The following is a 22,307-nucleotide window of genomic DNA, read 5'->3' as shown; positions in this document are numbered from 1 at the left end:
CGCCAGCACACCACCGTCAACACCGTGCTGCAGGCCGCCTGGGCACAGGTGCTGATGTGGCTGACCGGCAACCACGATGTCGCGTTCGGGGTCGCGGTCTCCGGTAGGCCGGCCGACGTCGGTGGCGCGGAATCCATTGTGGGGCTGCTGATCAACACGGTGCCGGTACGGGCCAGACTCACCGCCGCGACCACCACGGCCGGGCTGCTCGACCAGCTGCACAGCGCCAACAACCGCACACTGGAGCATCAGCACCTGGCGCTCACCGAAATCCACCGCGCCACCGGACACGACCAGTTGTTCGACACGCTGTTCGTCTACGAGAACTACCCGATCGAAACCGGCGCATTAGCAGGCGCGGACGGATTGGCCATCAGCGGGATCACCAGCCGCGAATCGACCCATTACCCGCTGACGATGCAAGCCCTTTCGAGCCGCGAACTCGGGCTTCGCGTCGAATTCGACAGCGATGCGTTCGACGCCGAACTCATCCGAACCCTCATCGAGGGGTTCCAGCGGGTGTTGGTGGCCATGTCCACCGACCCCACGCGGCGGCTGTCCTCGATCGATCCGCTCGGTGAGGCCGACCACGGCCGCGTGGACGAACTCGGCAATCGGGCGGTGTTGACGCATCCGGTGACTCCGGTGTCGATCCCGGAGTTGTTCACCGCGCAGGTGGCCCGCACGCCGCGGGCGGTCGCGATCACCTTCCGAGGCCGCTCGATGACCTACCGCGAGCTCGACGAGGCCGCCAACCGGTTGGCGCACCTGCTGGCCGAACAGGGCGCCGGCTCCGGACAGTGTGTGGCACTGCTGTTTTCGCGCTCCGCCGAGGCGATCGTGGCAATCCTGGCGGTACTCAAGGCCGGGGCGGCCTATCTGCCGATCGACCCCGCGGTGCCGGCGGCCCGGATCGGGTTCATGCTGGCGGATGCCACACCCATCGCCGCGGTCACCACGGCGGATCTGCGGTCGCGGCTAGACGGGTGCGACGTGCCGGTCGTCGACGTCGACGACCCCCGCATCGACGGCCAAGCCGGCTCCGCATTGCCCGGTCCGGCCCCCGACGACATCGCCCACATCATCTACACCTCGGGCACGACCGGTGTCCCCAAAGGCGTTGCGGTGACCCACCACAACGTCACCCGGCTGTTCGACACCCTGGACATCGGCCTCAAGCCCGCGCCGGGGCAGGTATGGACGCAATGCCATTCCTATGCCTTCGACTACTCGGTCTGGGAGATCTGGGCCGCGCTGCTGCATGGCGGCCGGCTGGTGGTGGTGCCCGAAGAGGTGGCCACTGCGCCGCAACAACTTCAGGCGTTGCTGGTCGCCGAACACGTCAGCGTGTTGAGCCAGACCCCCTCGACGGTGCGGACACTGAGCCCGGAGGGGTTGGATTCGACGGCGTTGGTGATCGCCGCGGAGGCGTGCCCCGCCGACCTGGTGGATCGGTGGGCGCCGGGGCGGACGATGGTCAACGGCTACGGCCCCACCGAGACCACCGTATATGCCACCGTCAGTGCGCCGCTGACGCCGGGCTCGGGAACACCGCCGATCGGCTTCCCGGTTCCGGGAGCGGCGCTGTTCGTGCTCGACGGGTGGCTGCGCCCGGTGCCCGAGGGTGTGGTGGGCGAGCTGTATGTGGCCGGCCGCGGCGTGGGCGTGGGGTATCTGCGCCGGCCCGGGCTGACCGCGTCGCGGTTCGTGGCGTGCCCATTCGGACAGCCGGGAGCGCGCATGTATCGCACCGGCGATCTGGTGCGCTGGGCCGCCGACGGGCAACTGCAATACCACGGCCGCGCCGACGAGCAGGTCAAGATCCGCGGGTACCGCATCGAGCTCGGCGAAATCCAAAGCGCCCTAACCGAACTCGACGGCGTCCAGCAGGCGGCGGTGATCGCCCGCGAGGACCGCCCAGGCGACAAACGTCTGATCGGCTACATCATCGGCACCGCGGACCCCACCGAGATCCGCGCCCGGCTCGCCGAGCGGCTCCCGTCGTACATGGTCCCGGCCGCCGTAATGGTGTTGGACGCACTGCCTTTGACCGTCAACGGCAAACTCGACAGACGCGCCCTGCCCGCACCCCATTACGCCGACGCCGGTCACTACCGCGCCCCGGCCGGCCCCACCGAGGAGATCCTGGCCGACATGTACGCCCACGTCCTCGGGCTGGAGCGGGTCGGCGTGGACGATTCCTTCTTCGAGCTGGGTGGGGATTCGCTGTCGGCGATGCGTCTGATGGCAGCGATCAACTCGGGCCTGGACGCCGAACTGGCGGTGCGCACCTTGTTCGACGCACCCACCGTCGCGCAGTTGGCGCCGCACATCGCCGGGCATGCGAGCCGGCGCAAGCCGCTGGTCGCGGGCGAGCGGCCGGCGCGGGTTCCGTTGTCCTTCGCCCAATCCCGGTTGTGGTTCCTCAGCCGGTTCGAGGGCGAAGCTGCGACGTACAACATGCCCGCCGCCTTCCACATCAACGGGCCGCTGGATCTGCATGCGCTGGTTGTGGCCCTCGACGACGTGATGGCTCGCCACGAATCGTTGCGCACCGTATTTCCAGACCGGGATGGGGTGCCGTTCCAGGACGTGTTGCCGGCACGGCCGGGGATGTGGTGTGACGGGGGCGCGGCGGTGGTGTCGTTGCCGGAGCACGAGGTGGCCGGTGCGTTGGTGTCGCTGGCCGGACATCGGTTCGATCTGTCCACGGAGATCCCGATTCGTGCCCAGATCTACGCGGTGGCGCCCGAGCAGCATGTGTTGGGGATTGTGGTGCACCACATCGCTTTTGACGGGTGGTCGCTGGCTCCGATGGTGCGGGACATCGCCGAGGCCTACCGGCCCAGGCGGCATGGCCTGGCCGCGCAGTGGGCGCCGTTGCCGGTTCAGTACGTCGACTACACGCTGTGGCAGCAGGAGTTGTTGGGGGCGGAGTCCGACCCGGAAAGCGTGATCGCCGGGCAGTTGCGGTACTGGCGGCGGGAATTGGCCGACCTGCCCGAGGTGGTGTCGCTGCCGGCGGACCGCCCACGGCCGCCGGTCCCGAGCTACCGCGGCGACGACGTCGACATCCGCATCGACCCGCGGGTATGGGCACGGGTCAAGCAGCTGGCGGTGGCGCACAACGCGACGCCGTCGATGGTGTTGCAAGCGGTGATGGCCGTGGTGTTGCACCGCGCCGGCGCGGGCGAGGACGTGGTGATGGGCACGCCGATCGCCGGGCGGTTGGATCCGGCGCTCGATGATCTGGTCGGGTTCTTCGTCAACACCTGGGTGTTGCGGGTGGCCGTCAAGTCCGCGCACCGGTTCGGCGATGTGCTTCGGCAAGTGCGTCAGAAAGCCCTCGATGCGTACAGCAACCAGGATGTCCCGTTCGAGCGGCTGGTCGAGCAGCTCAACCCGGTCCGTTCGACGGCGCATAACCCGCTGTTTCAGGTGCTCATGGTCTTCCAGAACAATGTGCGCCCCGCGGTGTTGGCGTTCGACGGGGTCAGCGTCGAGCCGCTGACGGCGTCGACGCGCACCGCCAAGTTCGACCTGGACATCGAACTGAGCGAGGTGCCCACCGACGACCCGGCGGCGCCGATGGCGGCCGGATCGGTGTCCTACGCCACGGACCTGTACGACCGAGCGACCATCGAGCGGCTGGTCGGCTGGTTCGGGTGGGTGCTCGAGGCGGTGGTGGCGGACGCGTCGGTGGTGGTGGGCGACGTTCCGCTGTTGACGCGCCGCGAGCGTGATCTGGTGCTGTCGGGCTGGTCGGGTGCCGGTGTGCGGGCGCGGCCACGGGTGGCTCCCCAGCTGTTGGCCGAGGCGACGGCGGCCGACCCGGACGCGGTGGCGGTGGTCGACGGTGCGCGGGAGCTGTCGTATCGCGAGCTCGACGAGTGGTCGACGCGGCTGGCGCGCGTGCTGATCGAGCGAGGGGTGGGTCCCGAGCGCGCGGTGGGCGTGGCCATGGATCGCTGCGCGGAGTTGGTGGCGGCCTGGTGGGCGGTGGTCAAGGCCGGGGGGACATACGTGCCGGTGGATCCGGCCCACCCGGCCGAGCGGATCGCCACGGTATTGGACGCGGTCGGGGCGGTATGCGTGTTGACCCGCGGTGCCGGCGCCGTGGCCGGGGCCGGGGGGCGGCCGGTGTTGTCCATCGACGCCCTGGACGTGTCCGGCCGGTGCGCGGATCAGATCACCGACGACGACCGGCTGGCGCCGCTGGGGGTGGACAACACCGCCCACGTGATCTTCACCTCGGGGTCCACCGGTGCCCCCAAGGGAGTCGCGGTCGGCCACGCCGGCCTGGCGGCGGTGGCCCAGCTGCGCGAGGTGTTCGGGTTGAGCGCGGGCGATCGGCTGCTCATGGTGGCCTCGCCGACCTTTGACGTGTCTGTTGGCGAGCTGTTGTTGGCCGTGGGGTCGGGCGCGGCGTTGGTGGTGGCGCCGCCGGATGCGTATGCGGGGGAGGCGTTGACGACGTTGCTGCAGACCCAGCGGGTCAGCGCGGCGGTGGTAACCCCGACGGTGCTGGCGTCCCTGGATCGGGAGCGGGTGGACGCGGTCGGCACGCTGATCACCACGGGGGAGGCCTGCCCCCGGGAGCTCGCGGTCGCCTGGGCGCCGGGTCGGCGAATGTTCAACGCCTACGGCCCCACCGAGACCACCATCTGGGCCACCTGCAGTCCCCCGCTGTCGGCGGGGCAGGCGGTCGACATCGGTGCCCCGATCCGCGGAATGTGTGCGCTGGTGCTCGACGCGCGCCTGAACCCCGCCCCCGTCGGGGTGGTGGGAGAGCTGTATCTCGCCGGGCCCGCGCTGGCCCGCGGCTATCTGGGCCGACCGGGGTCGACCGCGGAACGGTTCGTGGCCAACCCTTACGGTGGCGCCGGCACGCGCATGTACCGCACCGGCGATCTGGTGCGCTGGACCTCGGGCGGCACGCTGGACTATCTGGGTCGGGCCGACACGCAGATCAAACTGCACGGGCAGCGCATAGAGCTGGGCGAAATCGAGAGCGTCCTGTTGGCCTGCCCCGAGGTCACGCAGGCCGCCGGCGCCCTGCACCAGGACAGCACCGGGGCGCATCTCGTCGCGTACGTCACCCTCGATCAGACCGGCACCGGCGAGTCCACCGCCGTCCGAGACGCCGAAATCGTCGAGCAGTGGCAGCACACGTACGACGAGCTGTATGGCACCGAGGCCGAACCCTGCTGGCTCGGAACGGATTTCCGGGGATGGAACAGCAGCTACACCGGCGATCCGATTCCGCTCGAGGAGATGGCGGAGTGGCGTTCGGCCACGGTGTATCGGATCATGGCCCTGCAACCGCGGCGAGTGCTGGAGATCGGCGCGGGTTCGGGCCTGCTGCTGTCGCAGATCGCCCCGCGCTGTGAGCACTATGTCGCCACCGACGTGTCGATGGCGGCCGTGCGCAACCTCGCCCGCGCGCTGGAGCGGTCGCAGCTCCCGCGGCGTGATCGAATCCAGCTCCTGGCTCAGCCCGCCCACCTGATCGGGGCGCTGCCGCACGGCTACTTCGACACGATCATTCTCAACTCGGTCGTCCAGTACTTCCCGAACGGGAAGTATCTGGCCGACGTCATCGACACGGCGATGGACCTGCTGGCCCCAGGGGGGAGGCTGTTCATCGGTGACGTCCGCAACCACGCTCTGCACGGCGCCTTCCAGGCAACGGTCGCGCTGGCCCGCACCCCCAGTGCGGAAATCGCCGAGATTCGCCAACGAGTTCAGCGCGCGATGGTCAGCGAGCCCGAATTGTTGCTGGCGCCAGAGTTTTTCACCACGTGGGCCGCCGATCACCCATCGGTGGCCGGACTCGACATCCAGGTCAAGCGTGGATTCGCCGACAACGAACTGACCCGGTACCGCTATGAGGTCGTCGTCCACAAGAACCCGATACCGGTCCACTCACTGGGCGCGACACCCACTTGGGTGTGGACCGAATGCGCGGGCCCGCTCGGACTGCAGGCCCGGTTGATGTCCCAGCGTCCCGCCGCCGTGCGCGTCGTCGGAGTGCCCCGGGCCGGGCTGGTCACCGACGTCCGGCTCGAGGAGGCCGTCGCCGCCGGACGGCCCCCGGCCGACGCGCTCGTCGAAGCCACCGCGACCGTCGACAGCGCCGCCCCCGAACAGTTGCACCGTCTCGGCGAAAACATCGGATACCACGTCGCCGTCACCTGGGGCGCCCAACCCGGCACCATCGATGCCGTCTTCATCGCCCCCAGTGATCTTGGTACCGAGTCCGTTCCGGCCCTGACCGACGTCTACCTTCCCACGACCGCGGCACGCGAGCGCACCACTGGATGCAACGACCCGCACACCAACACCAAGATCAGTGCGGTGCGTCAGCGGCTGAGCGAGCGGTTGCCGGACTACATGCTGCCGGCGCAGATAATTGTGCTCGACGACTTCCCGTTGACCTCCTCGGGCAAGATCGACCGTAAGGCCCTGCCCGCACCGGTGTTTGCCGCCACCTCCTTCCGGCCGCCGCAGACGGAGACCGAGAAGATCGTTGCCGACGTCTATGCCGAAGTGCTCGGACTGCAGCGCGTCGGGGTCGATGACTCATTCTTCGAGCTGGGCGGGGATTCGTTGTCGGCGACGCGGGTGACGGCGGCGGTCAACAAACGCCTGGGCACCGAGCTCGCGGTGCGCACCATGTTTTATGCGCCATCCGTCAGAAGCTTGTGCGAGCAGTTGGGCCGGCCCGACAGCGCGGTGGACCTGGTCCCCGTCGAGGTGTTCAAAGCGGGAACGGGCGTTCCGCTGTGCTGTATACATGACGGTCTCGGTCTGAGCTGGTCCTATCGAATCCTGGGGAACTACCTGGACTGCCCGATCATCGGAGTCAACCAGCTGCCGCAAAACGGTGAATCCGGACAAGGGTCGATCCGAGGCATGGCGGTGAGCTACGCGAACAGGCTGCAAGCCGCTTACCGCAACGGACCCTACAAGATATTGGGCTGGTCCCTCGGGGGTGTGGTAGCGCAGGCGCTCGCCATTGAATTGCAACGACGCGGATGCACCGTCGAACGCCTGGTGCTGCTCGACGATGCGTTCAGCACCAACACGATAGTCGCGGTCGATGACGCTTCCGACGAGAGCCAAGTGCTCGAGCACATTCTGCTGATGAACCACATCGACGTACCGGAACAGCCTGCGCCGCTTACCTATTCGCAGGCGGTGCGGCTGATTGCCCGGCAACTGGACGCGGCGCAGTTGGCGCTGCCGTCCGAGCAGCTGCTGGAATTCATGGTGAAGAATTTGACCATGAACCAGCTGCATCTGCAGGACTTCGAGCCCGACGTTTTCGACGGCGATCTGGTGATATTCTCCGCGGCGCGCGGCGTAAACGGGAACGGCCCCCCGCGTCCGCACGTTTGGCGGCCCTACGTTACCGGTGACATCACCGTCCATTCGGTCGACTGCACTCACCACGAGATGTTGACCAGCGCATCGCTGAGTATGTATGGCGGACAACTCAAACGCTCATTGGAAGAAAGGATGGCAATGCGGTGATCGACCTTGCCGGCATGCCCCGGGGTGGGCCGAATGCCTCCTGGCTGGACCGGCGGTTGCAGACCGACCGGCTGGAGTACCTGGACCGCGACGACGTCGACGAGCTGAAGCAGAAGGTGCTCCAAACACTGGAACGCGGCGCGGGGCGACGACGGATCGGTGCCTACGCGAGGATCAGTCGGGTAGTGCTCGACGAGGTGGCCGACGTCGCCTCGCCAAAGATCCTGGAGCTGGGGGCCGGGCTCGGCGGGCTGTCGCGCAAGCTGCTCGAGAGTCATCCCACGGCTCAGCTGACGGTCACCGACATCGATCCCATGTTTGTGGCCGCGATCGAGGCCGGCGATCTCGGCAGCCATCCACGCGCGACGGTGCGGAGAATGGACGCCACCGCGATCGACGCGTCCGACGGCTACTACGACCTCGCGGTGTTCTCGCTGTCCCTGCACCACCTGCCGCCCGAACTGGCCGCCCGGGTGTTCGCCGAAGGAACCCGGGTGGCGAGCAAGTTGTTGATCGTCGATCTCCGCCGACCGCCGGCGCCGGTCCACTTGCTGGTCCTGGCAACGGTTTTCCCATTCACTCGGCTGGTGCCGCTGATCCATGACGGGTTCATCAGTTCGCTTCGCGCCTACAGCCCGTCGGCGCTGCGTGCGCTCGCGGAACATGCCGACCCGGGCATCACCGTCGACTTCCGAACCCTGCGGATGGGCCCGACGGTGGTGGTTGCCAGGCGCGCAAATCCCTAAGGCCGAGGCACGAACGGCAGCCGTGGGATGGTCACGGTCTGCGTGACCGTGCTCGTTTCGGTGCTCGGCGAAACGGTGACGGTGCTCGTCTCCGGCGGGACCGTCGTCGTCGGAGTGCCGGTGTCGGTGCTCGGGGTGCCGGTGTCGGTGCTCGGCGGAGGGGCCGTCTCGGTGACGGTCTGAGTCGGCGCCCCGCCGCCCCCACCGCCGTGGTGCCGGGGCGGCGCGGCGGACGTCGTCGTGACGGCGGTGGTGGAGACGGGCGGCGTCGTCGTAACCGCGGGGCTGGGCGCCGGCGACCCGCTCACCAGCTTGACCACCGCGTATGCCACCAGCGCGAGCACGATCGCGCCGACCGCGCCCGCCGCGACCAGCGCCGCCGGGCGGCGGTACCACGGCGTCGGGGGCTGCGGCGGCTCGGGTTCGTAACCGCCGTAGTCGGCCCCGCCGTAGCGCGCGGCCTGGGTCGGCTCGGAGTAGTAGTCGGGGTTCTCGGGGTAGGGCGGCACGAAGGGAGATGTTAGTAGCTCACGTCTCGTTGTCGATCAGCGTCAGTGCCCGTTCGAAAAGATGCACCGTGGCCGCGTGCAGCTGGTCGCCGACCTCCCGTTCGGCCTTCCCGGCGCACGCCCTGGCCAGCGTGCCCTCGATGACGATGCCGAGCTTGAAGCAGGCCAGCACGACGTACCAGTTGATGTACGACAGGTCGCGGGTGGTGTTGGCGGCGTACCGCTCGAACAGGTCGTCGGTGCTCGCCAGCCCCGACTGACCGCCCAGCGCGTGGCTGAACACGGCGGACCCGTCGGGCTGGCGCCAGGTCGCGAGCAGCCAGCCCAGATCCAGCAGCGGGTCGCCGATCGTGCACATCTCCCAGTCGACGATGGCGACCACTTCGGGCCCGGTGTTGGAGAACATCACGTTGGCGGCGTGATAGTCGCCGTGCATGATGCCCGGCTTCCAGGTGGTCGGCCGGCGGCGCTCCAGCCACGCCGCCACCCGATCGACCCCGGGGATGTCGGGGCCCGGGTAGTTCTCGTACTCCCGATAGGAGTCCAGCTCCGAAAGCCAGCGCGTCACCTGGCGTTCCAGGAAGCCCTCCGGTTTGCCGAAATCGGCGAGACCGACGGCGACGTGGTCGACGGCGCCCAGCTTCGCCAGCGCGTCGGCCATCGACAGCCCCATCTGGAACCGCACGCCGGCATCGCCCGCGTGCAACGGCGGCAGCCCCTCCCCGGCGTTGAACCCGTCGACGGGCTCCATCAGGTAGAAGACGGCGTCACCGAGCACGCCGGGGTCGGCACAGGTGGCGATCAGGTGCGGATGCGGCACGTCGGAACCGGCAAGTGCCGCAAGGACTTTGGTCTCGCGAAGGATCACGCTGTTGCTGCGCGGACGCAGGTGCCGCGGCCCGCGGCGCAGCACGTAGGGCCGCCCGGACCTGGTGAACCGCAGCATGACGTTCTGCGTCCCGCCGGTGACGGCGGAGACATCCTCCAGCGGCCCTTCGCCCAGCCCCTGCGCGGACATCCAGTCCGCGACGGCGTTCAGGTCCACGCTCATCCCTTGGGCTGCGGGGTGTGGTGGAGCGTCTGCGCCCATATCATGCCGTCGCGGAACACGAAGGTGTCCACGCCGTCGTCGACCCGGTTGAGCGCCGAATCGGCGGCCCACTCGAGGAACAGCACGTCGCCCCCGAAGATCCGGGTTTTCAGGTCCCATGCCGCATCGGGCAGTTCGTCCAGCAGTCGGGCGAAGACCTCGCGTGCGCCGTGCTTGCCGCGCGCGACGCCGGCCGGCGTGATCAACACCGCATCGTCGGCGTAGTCGGCGACGATCTCGTCGAGGTCGCCGGCGGCCAGCGCCTTTCCGTGGTGAGCGAATACCTCCTGCGGCGTGCGCGTCATTGCGACTCCTTTCCCAGGGACGTCTGCGAAGAAGCCTAGTGTGTGGAATCAACGGACTTTCGGGCTTGGAGGGGAATGCCGATGCCGCGGACCAACGACGACTCCTGGGACATCACCCAAAGCGTGGGAGCCACCGCGCTGGGTGTCGCCGCGGCCCGCGCCGCGGAGACCGCGAGCGAGCATCCGCTCATCAACGACCCGTTTGCGCGGCTGTTCGTCGAAGCCGCGGGGGAGGGGATGTGGAGCATCTACGCGGACCCCAAGCTGCTGGCGAAGGCGGCCGAACTCGAACCGGACATGCGGGCGCGGCTGCGGCTGATGGTCGACTTCATGGCCACGCGGACAGCGTTTTTCGACGAGTTCTTCCTCGACGCGGCGCGCTCCGGCGTCCGGCAGGCGGTGATCCTGGCGGCCGGCCTGGACGCGCGCGCCTGGCGGCTGCCGTGGCCCGACGGCACCGTCGTCTACGAGCTCGACCAGCCCAAGGTGCTGGAATTCAAGTCGAACACGCTGCGCGAGCACGGCGCGCAACCGACGGCGCGACTGGTGAACGTGCCGATCGACCTGCGCCAGGATTGGCCAAAGGCGTTGCGGGAGGCGGGGTTTGACGCATCGCTGCCCTGTGTATGGTCGGCCGAGGGCCTGGTCCGCTACCTGCCGGCGCGGGCCCAGGACCAGTTGTTCGAACGGATCCATTCGCTCAGTGTCGCGGGCAGCCGGGTGGCCGCCAACGTGCCCAGCGAGGGTTTCACCGACGCCGACCGGGTGCGGCGCCAGCGCGAGGACATGCAGCGCATGCGGGCCGCGGCCGCCAAGCTGGTCAACACCGAGATCACCGACTTCGACGACCTCTGGTACCCCGAGGAGCGCACCCCCGTCGACCGCTGGCTGCACGAGCGCGGCTGGGACGTGTCGACGGCGACCTTCGAGGAGCTGATGGCCCGCTACGGCCGCGACGTTCCGGACGGGGCCGAGGACGCGATGCCGCCCACCCTGTACGTCTCCGCGCATCGTCGCCGTGGTTGATCGGCCCGCCCGGCGCAGCGACTGCATCGGATCGCCGCGTCCATGCCCCACGTCAAACGGCTGGAGGGGCCGAAAGGCAACGTCATTTGGCACCCCTCGGTCCTGGTGCGGGCCTGCCGGCTGCCGGAAATCAGCAAGACGGAATTGACCGAGCTGATTCAGGACGCGTGGCTATCCCGGGCGTCGAAGAGGCGCGCCGATGCGTGGCTCGCCGACCATTCCTAGCGCGAGCTCCATTGGGAGCGACGGGAAACGGCGTACCCGCGCCGATGTTTAGACACGAGTTCAACGGGTAAACCCCGGCTCACGAGAAATTTTTTCTCGAACACAACGGAGGTCGCCATGCGCGGAGGCGGAATTATCGGGACGATTGTGCTGGTGTGGCTGATCATTGGAGTATTCGCGGCGTGGCAGCGTGACTACTTCAAGGGTGGCGACACAAGTTGTGCCACAGCGGGAAACATCGCATTGACAGTGATTGCCGGGCCCTTGAATTACGCAGGGGTCAATCCGAAAGTCAAGGACTGCCGTGTGCCGCAACCCAGCTCAATGGGAGCACTGAGTTAAAGAAACCCCTCGAGTAAAAGGAAGTTGTCATGATCGTCTTAGGTGTGGTCCTGCTTATCCTCGGATTCGTCTTCGGCATTCATTTGTTATGGGTGCTTGGAGTCATCTTGCTGGTGATCGGCGCGGTGCTGTGGATTCTGGGCTCCGTTGGCCGCCCGGTCGCCGGCCGGCGGTACTGGTACTAGCCACCGATCGCCGATAGCGGTCTTTCACAGGACACCCAAAGGCTTCACATAGCCGCGGCCAAGTCGCGAGCGGATACTGGAGGCTGTGACGACGCCGCCCCGAGCCTCCGCTGAGCGGGTCGTCATGTGCCGCGCGGACGGCAACCCGATCAACGTGCTCGTCGTCGACGACGAATCCGTCCTGGCCGAGATGGTCGCGATGGCGCTGCGCTACGAGGGCTGGAACATCGCCACCGCCGGCGACGGAGCGTCGGCCGTCGCCGCAGCCCGCACCCAGCGGCCCGATGTGGTCGTCCTCGACGTGATGCTGCCCGACATGAGCGGGCTCGACGTGTTGCACAAGTTGCGCGAGGACAACCCGCACCTGCCGGTGCTGCTGCTGACGGCCAAGGACGCGGTGGAGGACCGCATCGCCGGGCTGACCGCCGGCGGCGACGACTACGTCACCAAACCGTTCAGCATCGAAGAGGTGGTGCTGCGGCTGCGGGCGCTGCTGCGGCGCACCGGCGTGACGACGGTCGACAGCGGCGCGCAACTGGTGGTCGGGGATTTGGTGCTGGACGAGGACAGCCACGAGGTGACACGCGGCGGCGAGCCAATCTCGTTGACCTCCACCGAGTTCGAGTTGCTGCGGTTCATGATGCGCAACGCCAAACGGGTGCTGAGCAAGGCGCAGATCCTCGACCGGGTGTGGAGCTACGACTTCGGCGGCCGCTCCAACATCGTCGAGCTCTACATTTCCTACCTGCGCAAGAAGATCGACAACGGTCGCGAACCCATGATCCACACGCTGCGCGGCGCGGGCTATGTCCTCAAGCCCGCCCGTTAAGGCACGGCGGGCCTGGTCGCTTCGGCTGCGGCTCCTGGTCGGGCAGGTCATCGTGCTCGCCCTGGTCTGCATCGGGATCGCCGGGGCGACCGAGCTCGCGCTCAACCACCACCTCGTGAAGCAGCTCGACGGCCAGCTCGCCGGCACCTCGTACCGGTCGGCGCTGATGTATCCCGAACCCAACCATTCGCAATGGCACCACAACCATCCGAACTATCCGCGGCCCAGCCCCGGCCCCGGCCCACGGTTCCTCGATGCGCCCGGTCAGCCGGCGGGCATGGTCGCCGCCGTGGTCAGCAACGGCAAGACCGTCGACGCCGGCTACACGACCAGCAGCGGCGCCCGGGCCGCGCTGAGCGAGCGGGCGCAGGCCCAGCTGGCGGCGATCGCGGGCAGCCGCAGCCCGGTGACCGTGGACCTCGACGGCCTCGGCCGCTACCGCGTGGTCGCCGCCCCGAGCCGGCGCGGCGGCGACGTCATCGTCACCGGCCTGTCGATGGCCAACATCGACGCCACGCTGATCCGGATGCTGGTCATCTTCGGGATCGTCACCGTGGTCGCGTTGACCGCCGCGACGATCGCCGGGCTCATCATCATCAGGCGGGCGCTGGCGCCCCTGCGCCGCGTCGCGCAAACCGCCCGCAAGGTCGCCGATCTGCCGTTGGCCCGCGGTGAGGTCGAGCTGCCGGTGCGGGTGTCCGAATCCGACGCCAATCCGTCCACCGAGGTGGGCCAGCTCGGCACGGCGCTGAATCGGATGCTCGACCACATCGCCGACGCGCTGCGGGTGCGCCAGGCCAGCGAGACGCGGGTGCGGCAGTTCGTCGCGGACGCGAGTCACGAACTGCGCACACCGCTCGCCGCGATCCGCGGCTACACCGAACTGACCCAACGCATGGGTGACGACCGCGAGGCGGTGGAGCACGCCATGAGCCGGGTGGCATCGGAGACGGAGCGGGTGACGCGCCTCGTGGAGGACCTGCTGTTGCTGGCCCGGCTGGACTCGGGTCGGCCGCTGGAACGGGAACCGGTGGACCTGTCGCGCCTCGCCGTCGACGCGGTCAGCGACGCGCACGTCGCCGGGCCCGATCACCAGTGGGAACTCGACCTGCCCGAGGAGCCGGTGGTCGTCACCGGGGACGCGGCGCGGTTGCACCAGGTGGTGACCAACCTGCTTGCCAACGCCCGCATCCACACCGGCGCGGGCACCGTCGTGACGACGCGATTGAGCACCGAGCCGACGCATTCCGTGCTGCAGGTGAGCGACAACGGCCCCGGTATTCCCGCCGAGTTGCAGTCGGAGGTGTTCGAGCGGTTCGCCCGCGGCGACTCGTCGCGCTCCCGCAAGGGCGGCAGCACCGGGCTGGGCCTGGCGATCGTGTCCGCAGTTGTCAAGGCGCACAACGGAACCATCACCGTGAGCAGTTCACCCGGTCATACCGAGTTCACGGTGCGGTTGCCACTCAACGGGTGGCAACCGCCCGCGTCCAACTCCTAGGTCAGCTTGAACAAGTCACGTCGATTTCGAACGGCTTGTTCACCGGTTGCATCGGGTTGGCCATGTCGACGCCCGTCGCGGTCCCGGTGATCTTGTAGTGGTTGCCGTCCTTGGTCGCCGAGGCATTGCCCTGGCCCGTCCCCGACGTGTACGCGAGCGTCACGCCGTTGACGTTGCCCAACCCGACCGACTTCACCTGGGGAGGATTGGCATCGGTGAGCACGGCGCCAATGCCGGTCGCGGCCCCACCGATCGCGATGTTGACGTTGCCGCCCGCCGTCGTGCAGACGACCGAGCCACTCACGTTCTGGTTCTTCCCGTCGATGGTGACCGTCGGCCCGCCGCCGGCGCTTGCCGATGCGCTGGCGCCCGAGGAGGTCGCGCCCCCGCCGGTGCTCGACTTGTTGCTCGAACAGCCAGAAATGCCCGCGGCCAGAATTGCCGCGCCGGCAACCGCGATCGTCAGTTCACGCTTCACCTGTTCTCCTTTGCCCGTTCGTTGCGGCCCCCGGCATTGAGGGCCGTCTGGGCAGTATGCGGGTTTGCCGGGCCGCGCAAAAGAGGTTCGGGTGAAAATGTTTCGATTCGGTTAAGCCGCCCGCTCCGCGCGCGTTCTTCCGGGGCGGGCGCATCGATGGCAGGGTAATTCCGGTGGACCACAAACCTCCCACCGCGATCATCGAGTCCGCGCACCGCCGACATGACCTGCCATTCGACGACACCACGGATTTTCACAATGCCGATCGTGGATTCATAGCGGCGTTATCCCCGTGCGTCGTCAGGGCGGCCGACGGCCGCGTGGTCTGGGACAACGACGCCTACGACTTCGTCGACGGTCCGGCGCCCCCAACCGTGCACCCGAGCCTGTGGCGGCAGTCGTCGCTGACCGCCAAGCAAGGCCTCTACGAGGTGGTGCCGGGCATCTATCAGGTCCGCGGGCTCGACCTGTCGAACGTCACCTTCGTCGAGGGCGATACCGGGATCATCGTCATCGACCCGTTGATCTCCACCGAGGTCGCCGCCGCGGCGCTGGCCCTGTATCGCACCCACCGCGGCGGCGACCGTCCCGTGGTCGCGGTGATCTACACCCACAGTCACGTCGACCATTTCGGCGGCGTGCTGGGTGTCACCTCGCAGGCGGACGTCGACGCCGGCGCGGTCGCCGTGCTGGCCCCGGAGGGCTTCGTCGAGCACGCGGTGCAGGAGAACGTCTACGCGGGCCCGGCGATGACGCGCCGCGCGACCTACATGTACGGCATGATGCTGCCGCGGGGGCCGCTGGCGCACGTGGGATGCGGCCTCGGCCAGGCCGGGTCCACCGGCGAGGTGGCCATGATCGTCCCGACGATCGATATCCGGCGGACCGGAGAGAGCCACACCATCGACGGCGTGGAGATCGAATTCCAGATGGCGCCCGGCACCGAGGCGCCCGCCGAAATGCATTTCTATTTCCCGCGTTTCCGCGCGTTGTGCATGGCGGAGAACGCCACACACAACCTGCACAACCTGCTCACGCTGCGCGGCGCGCTGGTCCGCGATCCGCACGCGTGGTCGGGCTACCTCACCGAGGCCATCGACACCTTCGCCGGCCGCGCCGACGTGGTGTTCGCATCCCATCACTGGCCCACCTGGGGCCGCGAGAACATCGCCGAATACCTGTCGCTGCAACGCGATCTGTACGCGTATCTGCACGACCAGACGCTGCGGCTGCTCAACCGGGGATACACCGGCGTGGAAATCGCCGAGATGTTCGAGATGCCGCCCAGGCTCGAGCGGGCCTGGCACACGCACGGCTATTACGGGTCGGTCAGCCACAACGTGAAGGCGGTCTATCAGCGCTACATGGGCTGGTTCGACGGCAACCCGGGCAGGCTGTGGCCCCACCCGCCCGAGGCGCTGGCCCCGCGTTACGTCGACGCGATGGGCGGGATCGACCGGGTGGTGGAACTCGCCCAGGCGGCCTTCGATTCCGGCGATTTTCGTTGGGCGGCCACACTTCTCGACCACGCTGTGTTCACGGACAGCACCCACGACGGCGCCCGCGCGCTGTACGCCGACACGCTGGAGCAGCTGGCCTACGGCGCCGAGAACGCGACGTGGCGAAACTTCTTCCTGACCGGGGCCGCAGAGTTGCGCGACGGCAATTTCGGCACCGCCGTTCAGGTCGTCTCACCGACCATGCTGTCCCAGCTGACACCGGAGCAGATCTTCGACGGCTTCGCCATCCGCGTCGACGGGCCGCGCAGCTGGGACCTCGACATCGCCGTCGACATCTCGTTCGCCGACCTGGCCGCGAACTATCGGCTGCGGCTGCGCAACGGGGTGCTCGTCCACCGCCGGGTTGCGGCCGACTCCGCGACGGCCGACGTTACGGTCAAGCTGGGCAGCAAGTTTCGGCTGCTGCTGGTTGCCGCCGGGGATTTCGACTCGCCGGGGCTCGACATCTCCGGGGACCAGGCGGCGTTGCGGGCGTTCCTGGGCGCACTCGACCAACCGGACACCAACTTCAACATCGTCACGCCGTGAGGCTCGTCAGGCCGCCTCACGCGACGTCGATGACCACCTTGCCCAGCACCTTGCGCTCCGCCACATAGCGGAGCGCGGCGGCGGTTTCGGCCAGGGGAAACCGCGCGCCGATGTAGGGCCGGATGACGCCGGCGGCGAACATCCTCGTCAGCTCCTCGGTGTCGCGGATGGCCTCGTCGGGATGGTCGGCCATGAAGGTGCGGATCTCCATGCCGCGGATCGTGATGTCCTTGAGCAGAACGAGATTCAGCGGGATGGCCGGGATCGTCCCGGCGGCGTAGCCGAGGGTGACAAAGGTGCCGCCGCGAGCCAGCGCGCGCAGCGCCGGCTCGGAATAGGCCCCGCCGACGGGGTCGATGACGACCCGGGCGCTGTCACCGGTGAGCTCACGGATGCGGGCCTTCAGGTCCTCGCGGTCGTAGTCGACGGTGGCCTCGGCGCCGCGCCGCCGGCACAGCTCGAGCTTCTCCGGGCTGGACGCCGCCGCCAGCACCCGGGCCTTCATCGCCACGGCCAGGTCGACGGCGGCCAACCCGACGCCGCCCGCGGCGCCCAGCACCACCACCCAATCCCCTTCCGCCACAGCGGCGGTCGAGCGCAGCGCGTGATACGCGGTGCGGTAGGTGACGCCGAACGCCGCTGCCGACGCGAAGTCGGCGTCGTCGGGCATGAGCGTCGCCTGGCTCGTCTCGAGCAGCGCCCGCTCGGCGAACGCGCCAAACGTGGTCCCGGAAACGCGCTGCCCCGGCTTGAATGGCGCGCCGTCCCCGGCGGCGATGACCTCCCCGGCGATCTCGTTGCCCGGGATGAACGGCGGCGGAATCTTGACCTGATACTTGCCGGCGACGAACAACACGTCCGGGAAGTTCACCGCCGCGGCGCGCACCCGCACCAGCAGCTGGCCGGGACCGGGGACGGGGTCGTCGACGTCGGTGAGCACCAGGTCTTCCGGTGGGCCGTAGGCGCGGCAGAGGACGGCCCGCATCAGTTGACTCCCAAGCCTTTCAGGCAGAACCGCACCACGTGCGCGATGTCGTCGGATCCGGGGCGATCCGCCGAACCCACGTACCGGCGCAGCTTCGCGGAGGTGCAGCAGAACACCGCCTCGACGTCGCGATCGACGTCCCCGCTGCCCAGCTCCGTGACCGGCTCGATCAGCAGGTCGCGCAGCGGCCGCAGCATTTCCTGGTCGACCGCGTGCCAGTGGGCCCCGGCCGACATCTGCCCGGCCGCCGCCCGGCTCTTGCTGATCAGGCGCGGGTCGGCGACCTGCGCCAGCGTGCCCTCGATCCAGCGCGCGATCTTGTCCTCCGGCCTGGGCTCCTTGGCCATCTGGTGCTGTAGGTAGGACACGACGATGCCCACGCCGCGTTCCATCACCGCCAGGATCAGATCATCCTTGCCGGCGAAGTACCGGTAGAACGCCTTGTTCGACGAGCCCGCCTCGGCCACGATGTCGCTGACGCGGGGCGGCTCGGGCGCGACCCGTTCCATCACCCGCACCGCGGCCGCCAGGATGCGCTCCACCTCCTCGGTGGCCTCCCGCTGGCGGTCGTCGAGGGCCCGCTCGACCGCCGCGGCGACCCGGCTAGAAGTCAACGAGCTCACCGTATTTGGCTCGGGCCGCCTCGCGCCGGACACCCAGCGACTCGCTGGGCCAGTCGCCGTCCTCGGCGTCGTACCCCTTGAGCAGCATGCGGGCCAGGTTGACCTTGTGCGCCTCGGTGGGCCCGTCGGCCAAGCCGAGCGCGATGCCGCCCAGCAGCACGTTGACCAGCGGCAGCTGGTCGGTGAGCCCGAGCGCGCCGTGCACCTGAATCGCGCGCAGCGCAATCGATTTCAGCACCTGCGAGGCCAGGATCTTGCAGGCCGCGATCTCGGCGCGGGCGGCGTGCTCGTCCCCGTTGTCGATCAGCCACGCGGCGTGCAGCACGGTCAGCCGGAACGGTATCAGCTCGGTGTAGGAGTCGGCGACGAACTCCTGCACCAATTGCTTGTCGGCCAGGTAACTGCCCTGCGTGAAACGGCTTTTCGCGCGCCGCGACATCATCTCGACGGCGCGCTGCGCCATCCCGATCGAGCGCATCGCGTGATGCAGGCGCCCGCCGGCCAGTCGGGTCTGCAGAATCAGGAACCCCTGGCCGGGTTCACCGAGCAACGCGTCCGGCCCGACCCGCACCCCGTCGTAGTGCACCAGGGAATGCCCCGGCTCGTGCGGGTCCGCCCCGACCAGGTGGTGGGTGGCCTCCAGCGTCAGGCCCGGCGTTCCGGCCGGGATCAAGAACGTCGACGCGCCGCGGTGGACGGGCACGTCGGGATCGGTGATCGCGACGACGATGAAGAACGACGCGACGGAGGCGTTGGAGGAGAAGTACTTTCGGCCGGTGATCACCCAGTCGTCACCGTCGCGGACCGCACGGGTGGTGAAGACCCGCGGGTCGGCACCGCCCTGCGGCTCGGTCATCGAGAAGCAGGAGAAGATCTCCCCCGACAGCAGCCCGGCCAGGTAGCGGTCCTTCTGGTCCTGGGTGCCGAAGCGCGCGATGATCTCGGCGTTGCCGGTGTCGGGCGCCTGGGTGCCGAACACGATCGGCGCCCACGGGCTGCGGCCCAGGATCTCGTTGATCAGCGTCAGCTTGACCGCGCCGAAGCCCTGCCCGCCCAGCTCCGGGCCGAGGTGCGGCGCCCACAGGCCGTTGTCGCGGACCTGCTGCTTGAGCGGGTCGACGATGCGGCGGCGCTCGTCGTTCAGCGGCAGGAACTCGCACCCGGGAAAGAGCACCTCGAGGGGTTCCACCTCCTCGCGTACGAACTCGCGGATCCAGTCCAGCTTCTTCTCGAACTCCGGTTCGGTGGAGAAGTCCCAAGGCATGCGAGTACTCCTAGTTTTGCAGGGTCTTTCAGGGGATGCCGCCGTCGGCCCGCAGGATCGAGCCGGTGGTGAAACTGGACGCCTCGGAGGCCAAAAACAGTGCGGCGCCGACGATTTCACGCGGCTCGCCGGCGCGTTCCAGGAAGAGGTGGCCGAACCTGTTCGTGGCGTCGTCTTCCAGGCCCCAGGCCTTGCTGATGTCGGTCAGGTACGGTCCGGCCATCAGCGTGTTGACCCGCACCGTGGGCCCGAACGCCTGCGCCAGCCCCTCGGTCATGGCGTTGAGCCCGGCTTTGGCGGCGGCGTAGGGGATGATGCCGCCGTTGGGGCGCAGCGACCCGGTGGAGCTCACGTTGATGATGGATCCGCGGCCGGCGGCCACCATCCGCTCGCCCACCAACGCCGATAACCGGAAGGGCCCCTTGAGGTTCAGGTTGACCACCGCGTCGAACAGCTTCTCGGTAACGTCGGTCAGCTTGTCGTACAGCGGCGACATGCCCGCGTTGTTGATCAGCGTGTCGACCTTGCCGAACGCGTCGTAGGTCGCCTCGACCAGCCCATCGAGCTGTTCCCACCGCCCGACGTGCACCTGGTAAGGCATCGCGGAGCGGCCGGTCTCGGACTCGATCTCCTTGGCGGTGGCCACGCAGTTGTCCATGTTGCGGCTGGCGATCACCACGTCGGCGCCGCAGCGCGCAACCCCGAACGCCATCTCGCGCCCCAGCCCGCGGCTGCCGCCGGTGATGAGCACGACGCGATCGGTGAGGTCGAAAAGCTGGTCCGCGTAACCCATTTCAGCGCCCCTTGCTCGGCAGCGACCGGGCGAGCCCGGCCGCGGTCGCGATCAGCTCCGGGATCATCGCCCCGAAGGTATCGGTGATCTTGGGGTCCACCTTCCCGGTGCGCACCCCGGCGGCATACGTCTTCTCCAGCACGATGCCGAGTTTCCAATTGGCCAGCACCAGGTAGTAGTCGATGTTCTCGGTGGACAGCCCGCTGATGGTCTCGTAGTGCTCGAGCAGTTCGCTGCGCGTCGGCATGCCCCGCATGTCCAGATAGAACCCGTCGGCGCGCGGCTCCTCGCCGTCGTAGCCCAGCAGCGCCCAGGCGAGGTCCAGCAGCGGATCACCGACCGTCGTCATCTCCCAGTCCACGATCGCGGCCAGCCGGGCCGGCGCACCGTGGGCGAACATCACATTGGCGAATTGGTAGTCGCCGTGCATGATGCCGGGCTGGTAGTGCGCGGGCCGGTTGCGGCGCAGCCAGTCGGCGGCCTCGTCCAGGCCGGGCAGCTCGCGGACCTTGTAGGCGTCCAGGAACGTCAGCCAGCGATCGACCTGCCGCTCGTGAAACCCGTCGGGGCGGCCGAATCCCTCGAGCCCCTGGGCACGCCAGTCCACCCGGCCCAACCTGGCGGCGCCCTCGACCAATTCGAACGCCAGGCCGCGCCGCGCCTGCAGGTCGGTGTCGAACGGCGCCTGCCAACCGCCGTCCATCGGGCTCCACCCGTCGATGGCCCGCATCACGTAGAACGGCATGCCCAGCACGGTGCCGGTGTCGTCGGCCGCGATCAGCGCCGCGTGCGGCACGTCGGTGCCCGACAGCGCCCGCACCAGCCGGATCTCCCGCAGCAGCCCGTCGATGCGGGCGGCGTCGGCGCGGGCCCCCGGCATCCGCAGCACCATGCGCTCGGGGCCGCGCTCGATCAGGTACAGGGTGTTCTGCGAGCCGCCCTTGAGCTGCTCCAACAAGGGTTCTTCGCCGGCGCCGGGCGCGTCGTTGGTATCCAGCCACCGCCCCAGTACCCCGGGATCCAGTTGGGTTTCGCCGGCACCGCTCATCGATCGACCGTCATCCGCACACCCCGCTCTCCGCAGAGAGAATAGCATTCTCCCGAGCCTGGGAAGAGTTTCAGTGTTCGGCCTTGTGGGCGCTGAGCAGGAACCCCGGCGCCATGAAGTGACCTTCGCCGTCGTACTCGACCTCGGGCAGTGAACCGCCGGACGACGCGAGCGCAGCCGCGTTGCCGTAGAGCCGCGCGGGGCGGATGTCGTCGACGCGCCAAAGCGTCGCGACGGCGTCGTGCAGCTCGGTTTCGGTGAAGCCGCGCGGGCCGGGCCCGTCGCTGTCGGCCCGCTCGCCGAGCGCCCCGGCGACGAACGCCAGGATGAACAGCGACGCCCCCGGCGCGGCGGCCCGAAAGATCGACCGCAGGTAGTCCTGGCGCTTCTCGGGCAGCAGCGCGTGGAACAGCCCGCTGTCCAGGATGGTGGCGAAGCGGCCCTCGGATCCGGGTGGGTAGTCCCGAAACCTGGTGACATCGGCCCGCGCGAAAGTCGCTGTGGTCAGCCCTTGTTGGGCGGCGGCGGCAGCGGCGGCCTCGACCGCGGTCGCGCTGGCGTCCAGGCCGACGACCGTGTAGCCGCGCGCGGCCAGCGCCAGCGACAGGGCGGCATGGCCGCAGCCGGCGTCCAGCACGTCGCTGCGGATCCTGCCCTGGTCGATCAGCACCGCCAGCTCGGGTTGCGGCCGGCCGATGCTCCACGGGGGTGGCGCTTCCTGTCGGTAGGCGGCGTCCCAATCCATGCCCGGCTGCGTCATCTGTCCCTCCTCCAGAT

At 68.7% G+C, this 22,307-nt stretch carries 19 protein-coding genes; 9 read left to right on the top strand and 10 right to left on the bottom strand.

From position 1 onward, the window contains the following. Positions 1–7,536, top strand: a 7,536-nt coding sequence (locus tag AC5Y6X_RS05960; RefSeq protein ID WP_499985138.1) for an amino acid adenylation domain-containing protein, incomplete at its 5' end; no start/stop codon positions are given. A gap of 14 nt (positions 7,537–7,550) precedes the next feature. Beyond that, a complete protein-coding gene (locus AC5Y6X_RS05955; RefSeq protein WP_324679802.1) occupies positions 7,551–8,282 on the top strand; it encodes a methyltransferase domain-containing protein in 732 nt (243 codons plus the stop codon). Here the strand turns inward: AC5Y6X_RS05955 and AC5Y6X_RS05950 are convergent. Genes AC5Y6X_RS05950 through AC5Y6X_RS05940 form a run of 3 tightly spaced genes read right to left on the bottom strand, consistent with a single transcriptional unit; the run spans position 8,279 to position 10,186 of the window. Next, positions 8,279–8,791, bottom strand: a complete 513-nt coding sequence (locus AC5Y6X_RS05950; RefSeq protein ID WP_499985137.1) for a hypothetical protein — start codon at positions 8,789–8,791, stop codon at positions 8,279–8,281. The two genes, AC5Y6X_RS05955 and AC5Y6X_RS05950, sit on opposite strands and share 4 nt — an antisense overlap. 19 nt (positions 8,792–8,810) lie before the next feature. Then, positions 8,811–9,842, bottom strand: coding sequence for a phosphotransferase family protein (locus AC5Y6X_RS05945; RefSeq protein ID WP_499985136.1), 1,032 nt, complete (start codon positions 9,840–9,842; stop codon positions 8,811–8,813). Continuing rightward, the gene (locus tag AC5Y6X_RS05940) at positions 9,839–10,186 is read right to left on the bottom strand and encodes a nuclear transport factor 2 family protein (protein ID WP_499985135.1); all 348 of its coding nucleotides are present in this window, start codon (positions 10,184–10,186) and stop codon (positions 9,839–9,841) included. The genes AC5Y6X_RS05945 and AC5Y6X_RS05940 overlap by 4 nt, the downstream gene beginning before the upstream one ends. An 81-nt stretch (positions 10,187–10,267) precedes the next feature. Between AC5Y6X_RS05940 and AC5Y6X_RS05935 the strand changes: the two genes are divergently transcribed. From AC5Y6X_RS05935 to AC5Y6X_RS05910, 6 genes are all read left to right on the top strand, one after another. Then, a complete protein-coding gene (locus tag AC5Y6X_RS05935) occupies positions 10,268–11,212 on the top strand; it encodes a class I SAM-dependent methyltransferase (protein ID WP_499985133.1) in 945 nt (314 codons plus the stop codon). A gap of 42 nt (positions 11,213–11,254) precedes the next feature. Continuing rightward, positions 11,255–11,437 (top strand): hypothetical protein, encoded by a 183-nt coding sequence (locus AC5Y6X_RS05930; protein ID WP_499985131.1) that lies wholly within the window; start codon positions 11,255–11,257, stop codon positions 11,435–11,437. A 117-nt stretch (positions 11,438–11,554) separates the two neighbouring features. Beyond that, positions 11,555–11,779, top strand: a complete 225-nt coding sequence (locus tag AC5Y6X_RS05925; protein ID WP_324679736.1) for a hypothetical protein — start codon at positions 11,555–11,557, stop codon at positions 11,777–11,779. A 29-nt stretch (positions 11,780–11,808) separates the two neighbouring features. Beyond that, positions 11,809–11,964 (top strand): DUF6131 family protein, encoded by a 156-nt coding sequence (locus AC5Y6X_RS05920; protein WP_324679734.1) that lies wholly within the window; start codon positions 11,809–11,811, stop codon positions 11,962–11,964. 124 nt (positions 11,965–12,088) lie between these two features. Continuing rightward, a complete protein-coding gene (locus tag AC5Y6X_RS05915) occupies positions 12,089–12,793 on the top strand; it encodes a response regulator transcription factor (protein WP_499985270.1) in 705 nt (234 codons plus the stop codon). Next, on the top strand, positions 12,771–14,291 hold the full coding sequence (locus tag AC5Y6X_RS05910; RefSeq protein ID WP_499985129.1) for a sensor histidine kinase: 1,521 nt from the start codon (positions 12,771–12,773) through the stop codon (positions 14,289–14,291). Before AC5Y6X_RS05915 ends, AC5Y6X_RS05910 begins: the two co-directional genes overlap by 23 nt. Position 14,292: 1 nt before the next feature. On the opposite strand, the gene AC5Y6X_RS05905 is transcribed toward AC5Y6X_RS05910, so the two are convergent. Next, positions 14,293–14,769, bottom strand: a complete 477-nt coding sequence (locus tag AC5Y6X_RS05905; RefSeq protein WP_324679730.1) for a lipoprotein LpqH — start codon at positions 14,767–14,769, stop codon at positions 14,293–14,295. A 167-nt stretch (positions 14,770–14,936) separates the two neighbouring features. Between AC5Y6X_RS05905 and AC5Y6X_RS05900 the strand changes: the two genes are divergently transcribed. Continuing rightward, positions 14,937–16,817, top strand: coding sequence for an alkyl/aryl-sulfatase (locus AC5Y6X_RS05900; protein ID WP_499985268.1), 1,881 nt, complete (start codon positions 14,937–14,939; stop codon positions 16,815–16,817). Positions 16,818–16,833: 16 nt separating this feature from the next. Here AC5Y6X_RS05900 and AC5Y6X_RS05895 read toward each other — a convergent pair whose 3' ends face one another. From AC5Y6X_RS05895 to AC5Y6X_RS05870, 6 genes are all read right to left on the bottom strand, one after another. Further along, a complete protein-coding gene (locus AC5Y6X_RS05895; RefSeq protein ID WP_499985126.1) occupies positions 16,834–17,802 on the bottom strand; it encodes an NADPH:quinone oxidoreductase family protein in 969 nt (322 codons plus the stop codon). After that, entirely contained in the window at positions 17,802–18,425 is a 624-nt protein-coding gene (locus AC5Y6X_RS05890) for a TetR/AcrR family transcriptional regulator (protein WP_499985124.1), read from the bottom strand. The genes AC5Y6X_RS05895 and AC5Y6X_RS05890 overlap by 1 nt, the downstream gene beginning before the upstream one ends. Next, positions 18,406–19,689 (bottom strand): acyl-CoA dehydrogenase family protein, encoded by a 1,284-nt coding sequence (locus tag AC5Y6X_RS05885; RefSeq protein WP_499985122.1) that lies wholly within the window; start codon positions 19,687–19,689, stop codon positions 18,406–18,408. The genes AC5Y6X_RS05890 and AC5Y6X_RS05885 overlap by 20 nt, the downstream gene beginning before the upstream one ends. A gap of 28 nt (positions 19,690–19,717) precedes the next feature. Next, the gene (locus AC5Y6X_RS05880; RefSeq protein WP_499985120.1) at positions 19,718–20,482 is read right to left on the bottom strand and encodes an SDR family NAD(P)-dependent oxidoreductase; all 765 of its coding nucleotides are present in this window, start codon (positions 20,480–20,482) and stop codon (positions 19,718–19,720) included. 1 nt (position 20,483) lies between these two features. Continuing rightward, positions 20,484–21,530 (bottom strand): phosphotransferase family protein, encoded by a 1,047-nt coding sequence (locus tag AC5Y6X_RS05875; protein WP_499985118.1) that lies wholly within the window; start codon positions 21,528–21,530, stop codon positions 20,484–20,486. Positions 21,531–21,600: 70 nt separating this feature from the next. Continuing rightward, positions 21,601–22,290, bottom strand: coding sequence for a class I SAM-dependent methyltransferase (locus AC5Y6X_RS05870; RefSeq protein ID WP_499985116.1), 690 nt, complete (start codon positions 22,288–22,290; stop codon positions 21,601–21,603). Positions 22,291–22,307: the final 17 nt, after the last annotated feature.

This window comes from Mycobacterium sp. NGS26 (assembly GCF_059813025.1).
Note: the sequence above shows the minus strand (reverse complement) of the source record. Positions and strands in the feature narration are given on the sequence as shown.

Excerpts from the sequence above, each read along its gene's own strand:
- AC5Y6X_RS05955 (WP_324679802.1), top strand. The coding sequence starts at position 7,551 with ATGCCCCGGGGTGGGCCGAATGCCTCCTGGCTGGACCGGCGGTTGCAG.
- AC5Y6X_RS05945 (WP_499985136.1), bottom strand. The coding sequence starts at position 9,842 with ATGAGCGTGGACCTGAACGCCGTCGCGGACTGGATGTCCGCGCAGGGG.
- AC5Y6X_RS05940 (WP_499985135.1), bottom strand. The coding sequence starts at position 10,186 with ATGACGCGCACGCCGCAGGAGGTATTCGCTCACCACGGAAAGGCGCTG.
- AC5Y6X_RS05935 (WP_499985133.1), top strand. The coding sequence starts at position 10,268 with ATGCCGCGGACCAACGACGACTCCTGGGACATCACCCAAAGCGTGGGA.
- AC5Y6X_RS05930 (WP_499985131.1), top strand. The coding sequence starts at position 11,255 with ATGCCCCACGTCAAACGGCTGGAGGGGCCGAAAGGCAACGTCATTTGG.
- AC5Y6X_RS05925 (WP_324679736.1), top strand. The coding sequence starts at position 11,555 with ATGCGCGGAGGCGGAATTATCGGGACGATTGTGCTGGTGTGGCTGATC.
- AC5Y6X_RS05920 (WP_324679734.1), top strand. The coding sequence starts at position 11,809 with ATGATCGTCTTAGGTGTGGTCCTGCTTATCCTCGGATTCGTCTTCGGC.
- AC5Y6X_RS05915 (WP_499985270.1), top strand. The coding sequence starts at position 12,089 with ATGTGCCGCGCGGACGGCAACCCGATCAACGTGCTCGTCGTCGACGAC.
- AC5Y6X_RS05910 (WP_499985129.1), top strand. The coding sequence starts at position 12,771 with ATGTCCTCAAGCCCGCCCGTTAAGGCACGGCGGGCCTGGTCGCTTCGG.
- AC5Y6X_RS05895 (WP_499985126.1), bottom strand. The coding sequence starts at position 17,802 with ATGCGGGCCGTCCTCTGCCGCGCCTACGGCCCACCGGAAGACCTGGTG.
- AC5Y6X_RS05885 (WP_499985122.1), bottom strand. The coding sequence starts at position 19,689 with ATGCCTTGGGACTTCTCCACCGAACCGGAGTTCGAGAAGAAGCTGGAC.
- AC5Y6X_RS05880 (WP_499985120.1), bottom strand. The coding sequence starts at position 20,482 with ATGGGTTACGCGGACCAGCTTTTCGACCTCACCGATCGCGTCGTGCTC.
- AC5Y6X_RS05875 (WP_499985118.1), bottom strand. The coding sequence starts at position 21,530 with ATGAGCGGTGCCGGCGAAACCCAACTGGATCCCGGGGTACTGGGGCGG.
- AC5Y6X_RS05870 (WP_499985116.1), bottom strand. The coding sequence starts at position 22,290 with ATGACGCAGCCGGGCATGGATTGGGACGCCGCCTACCGACAGGAAGCG.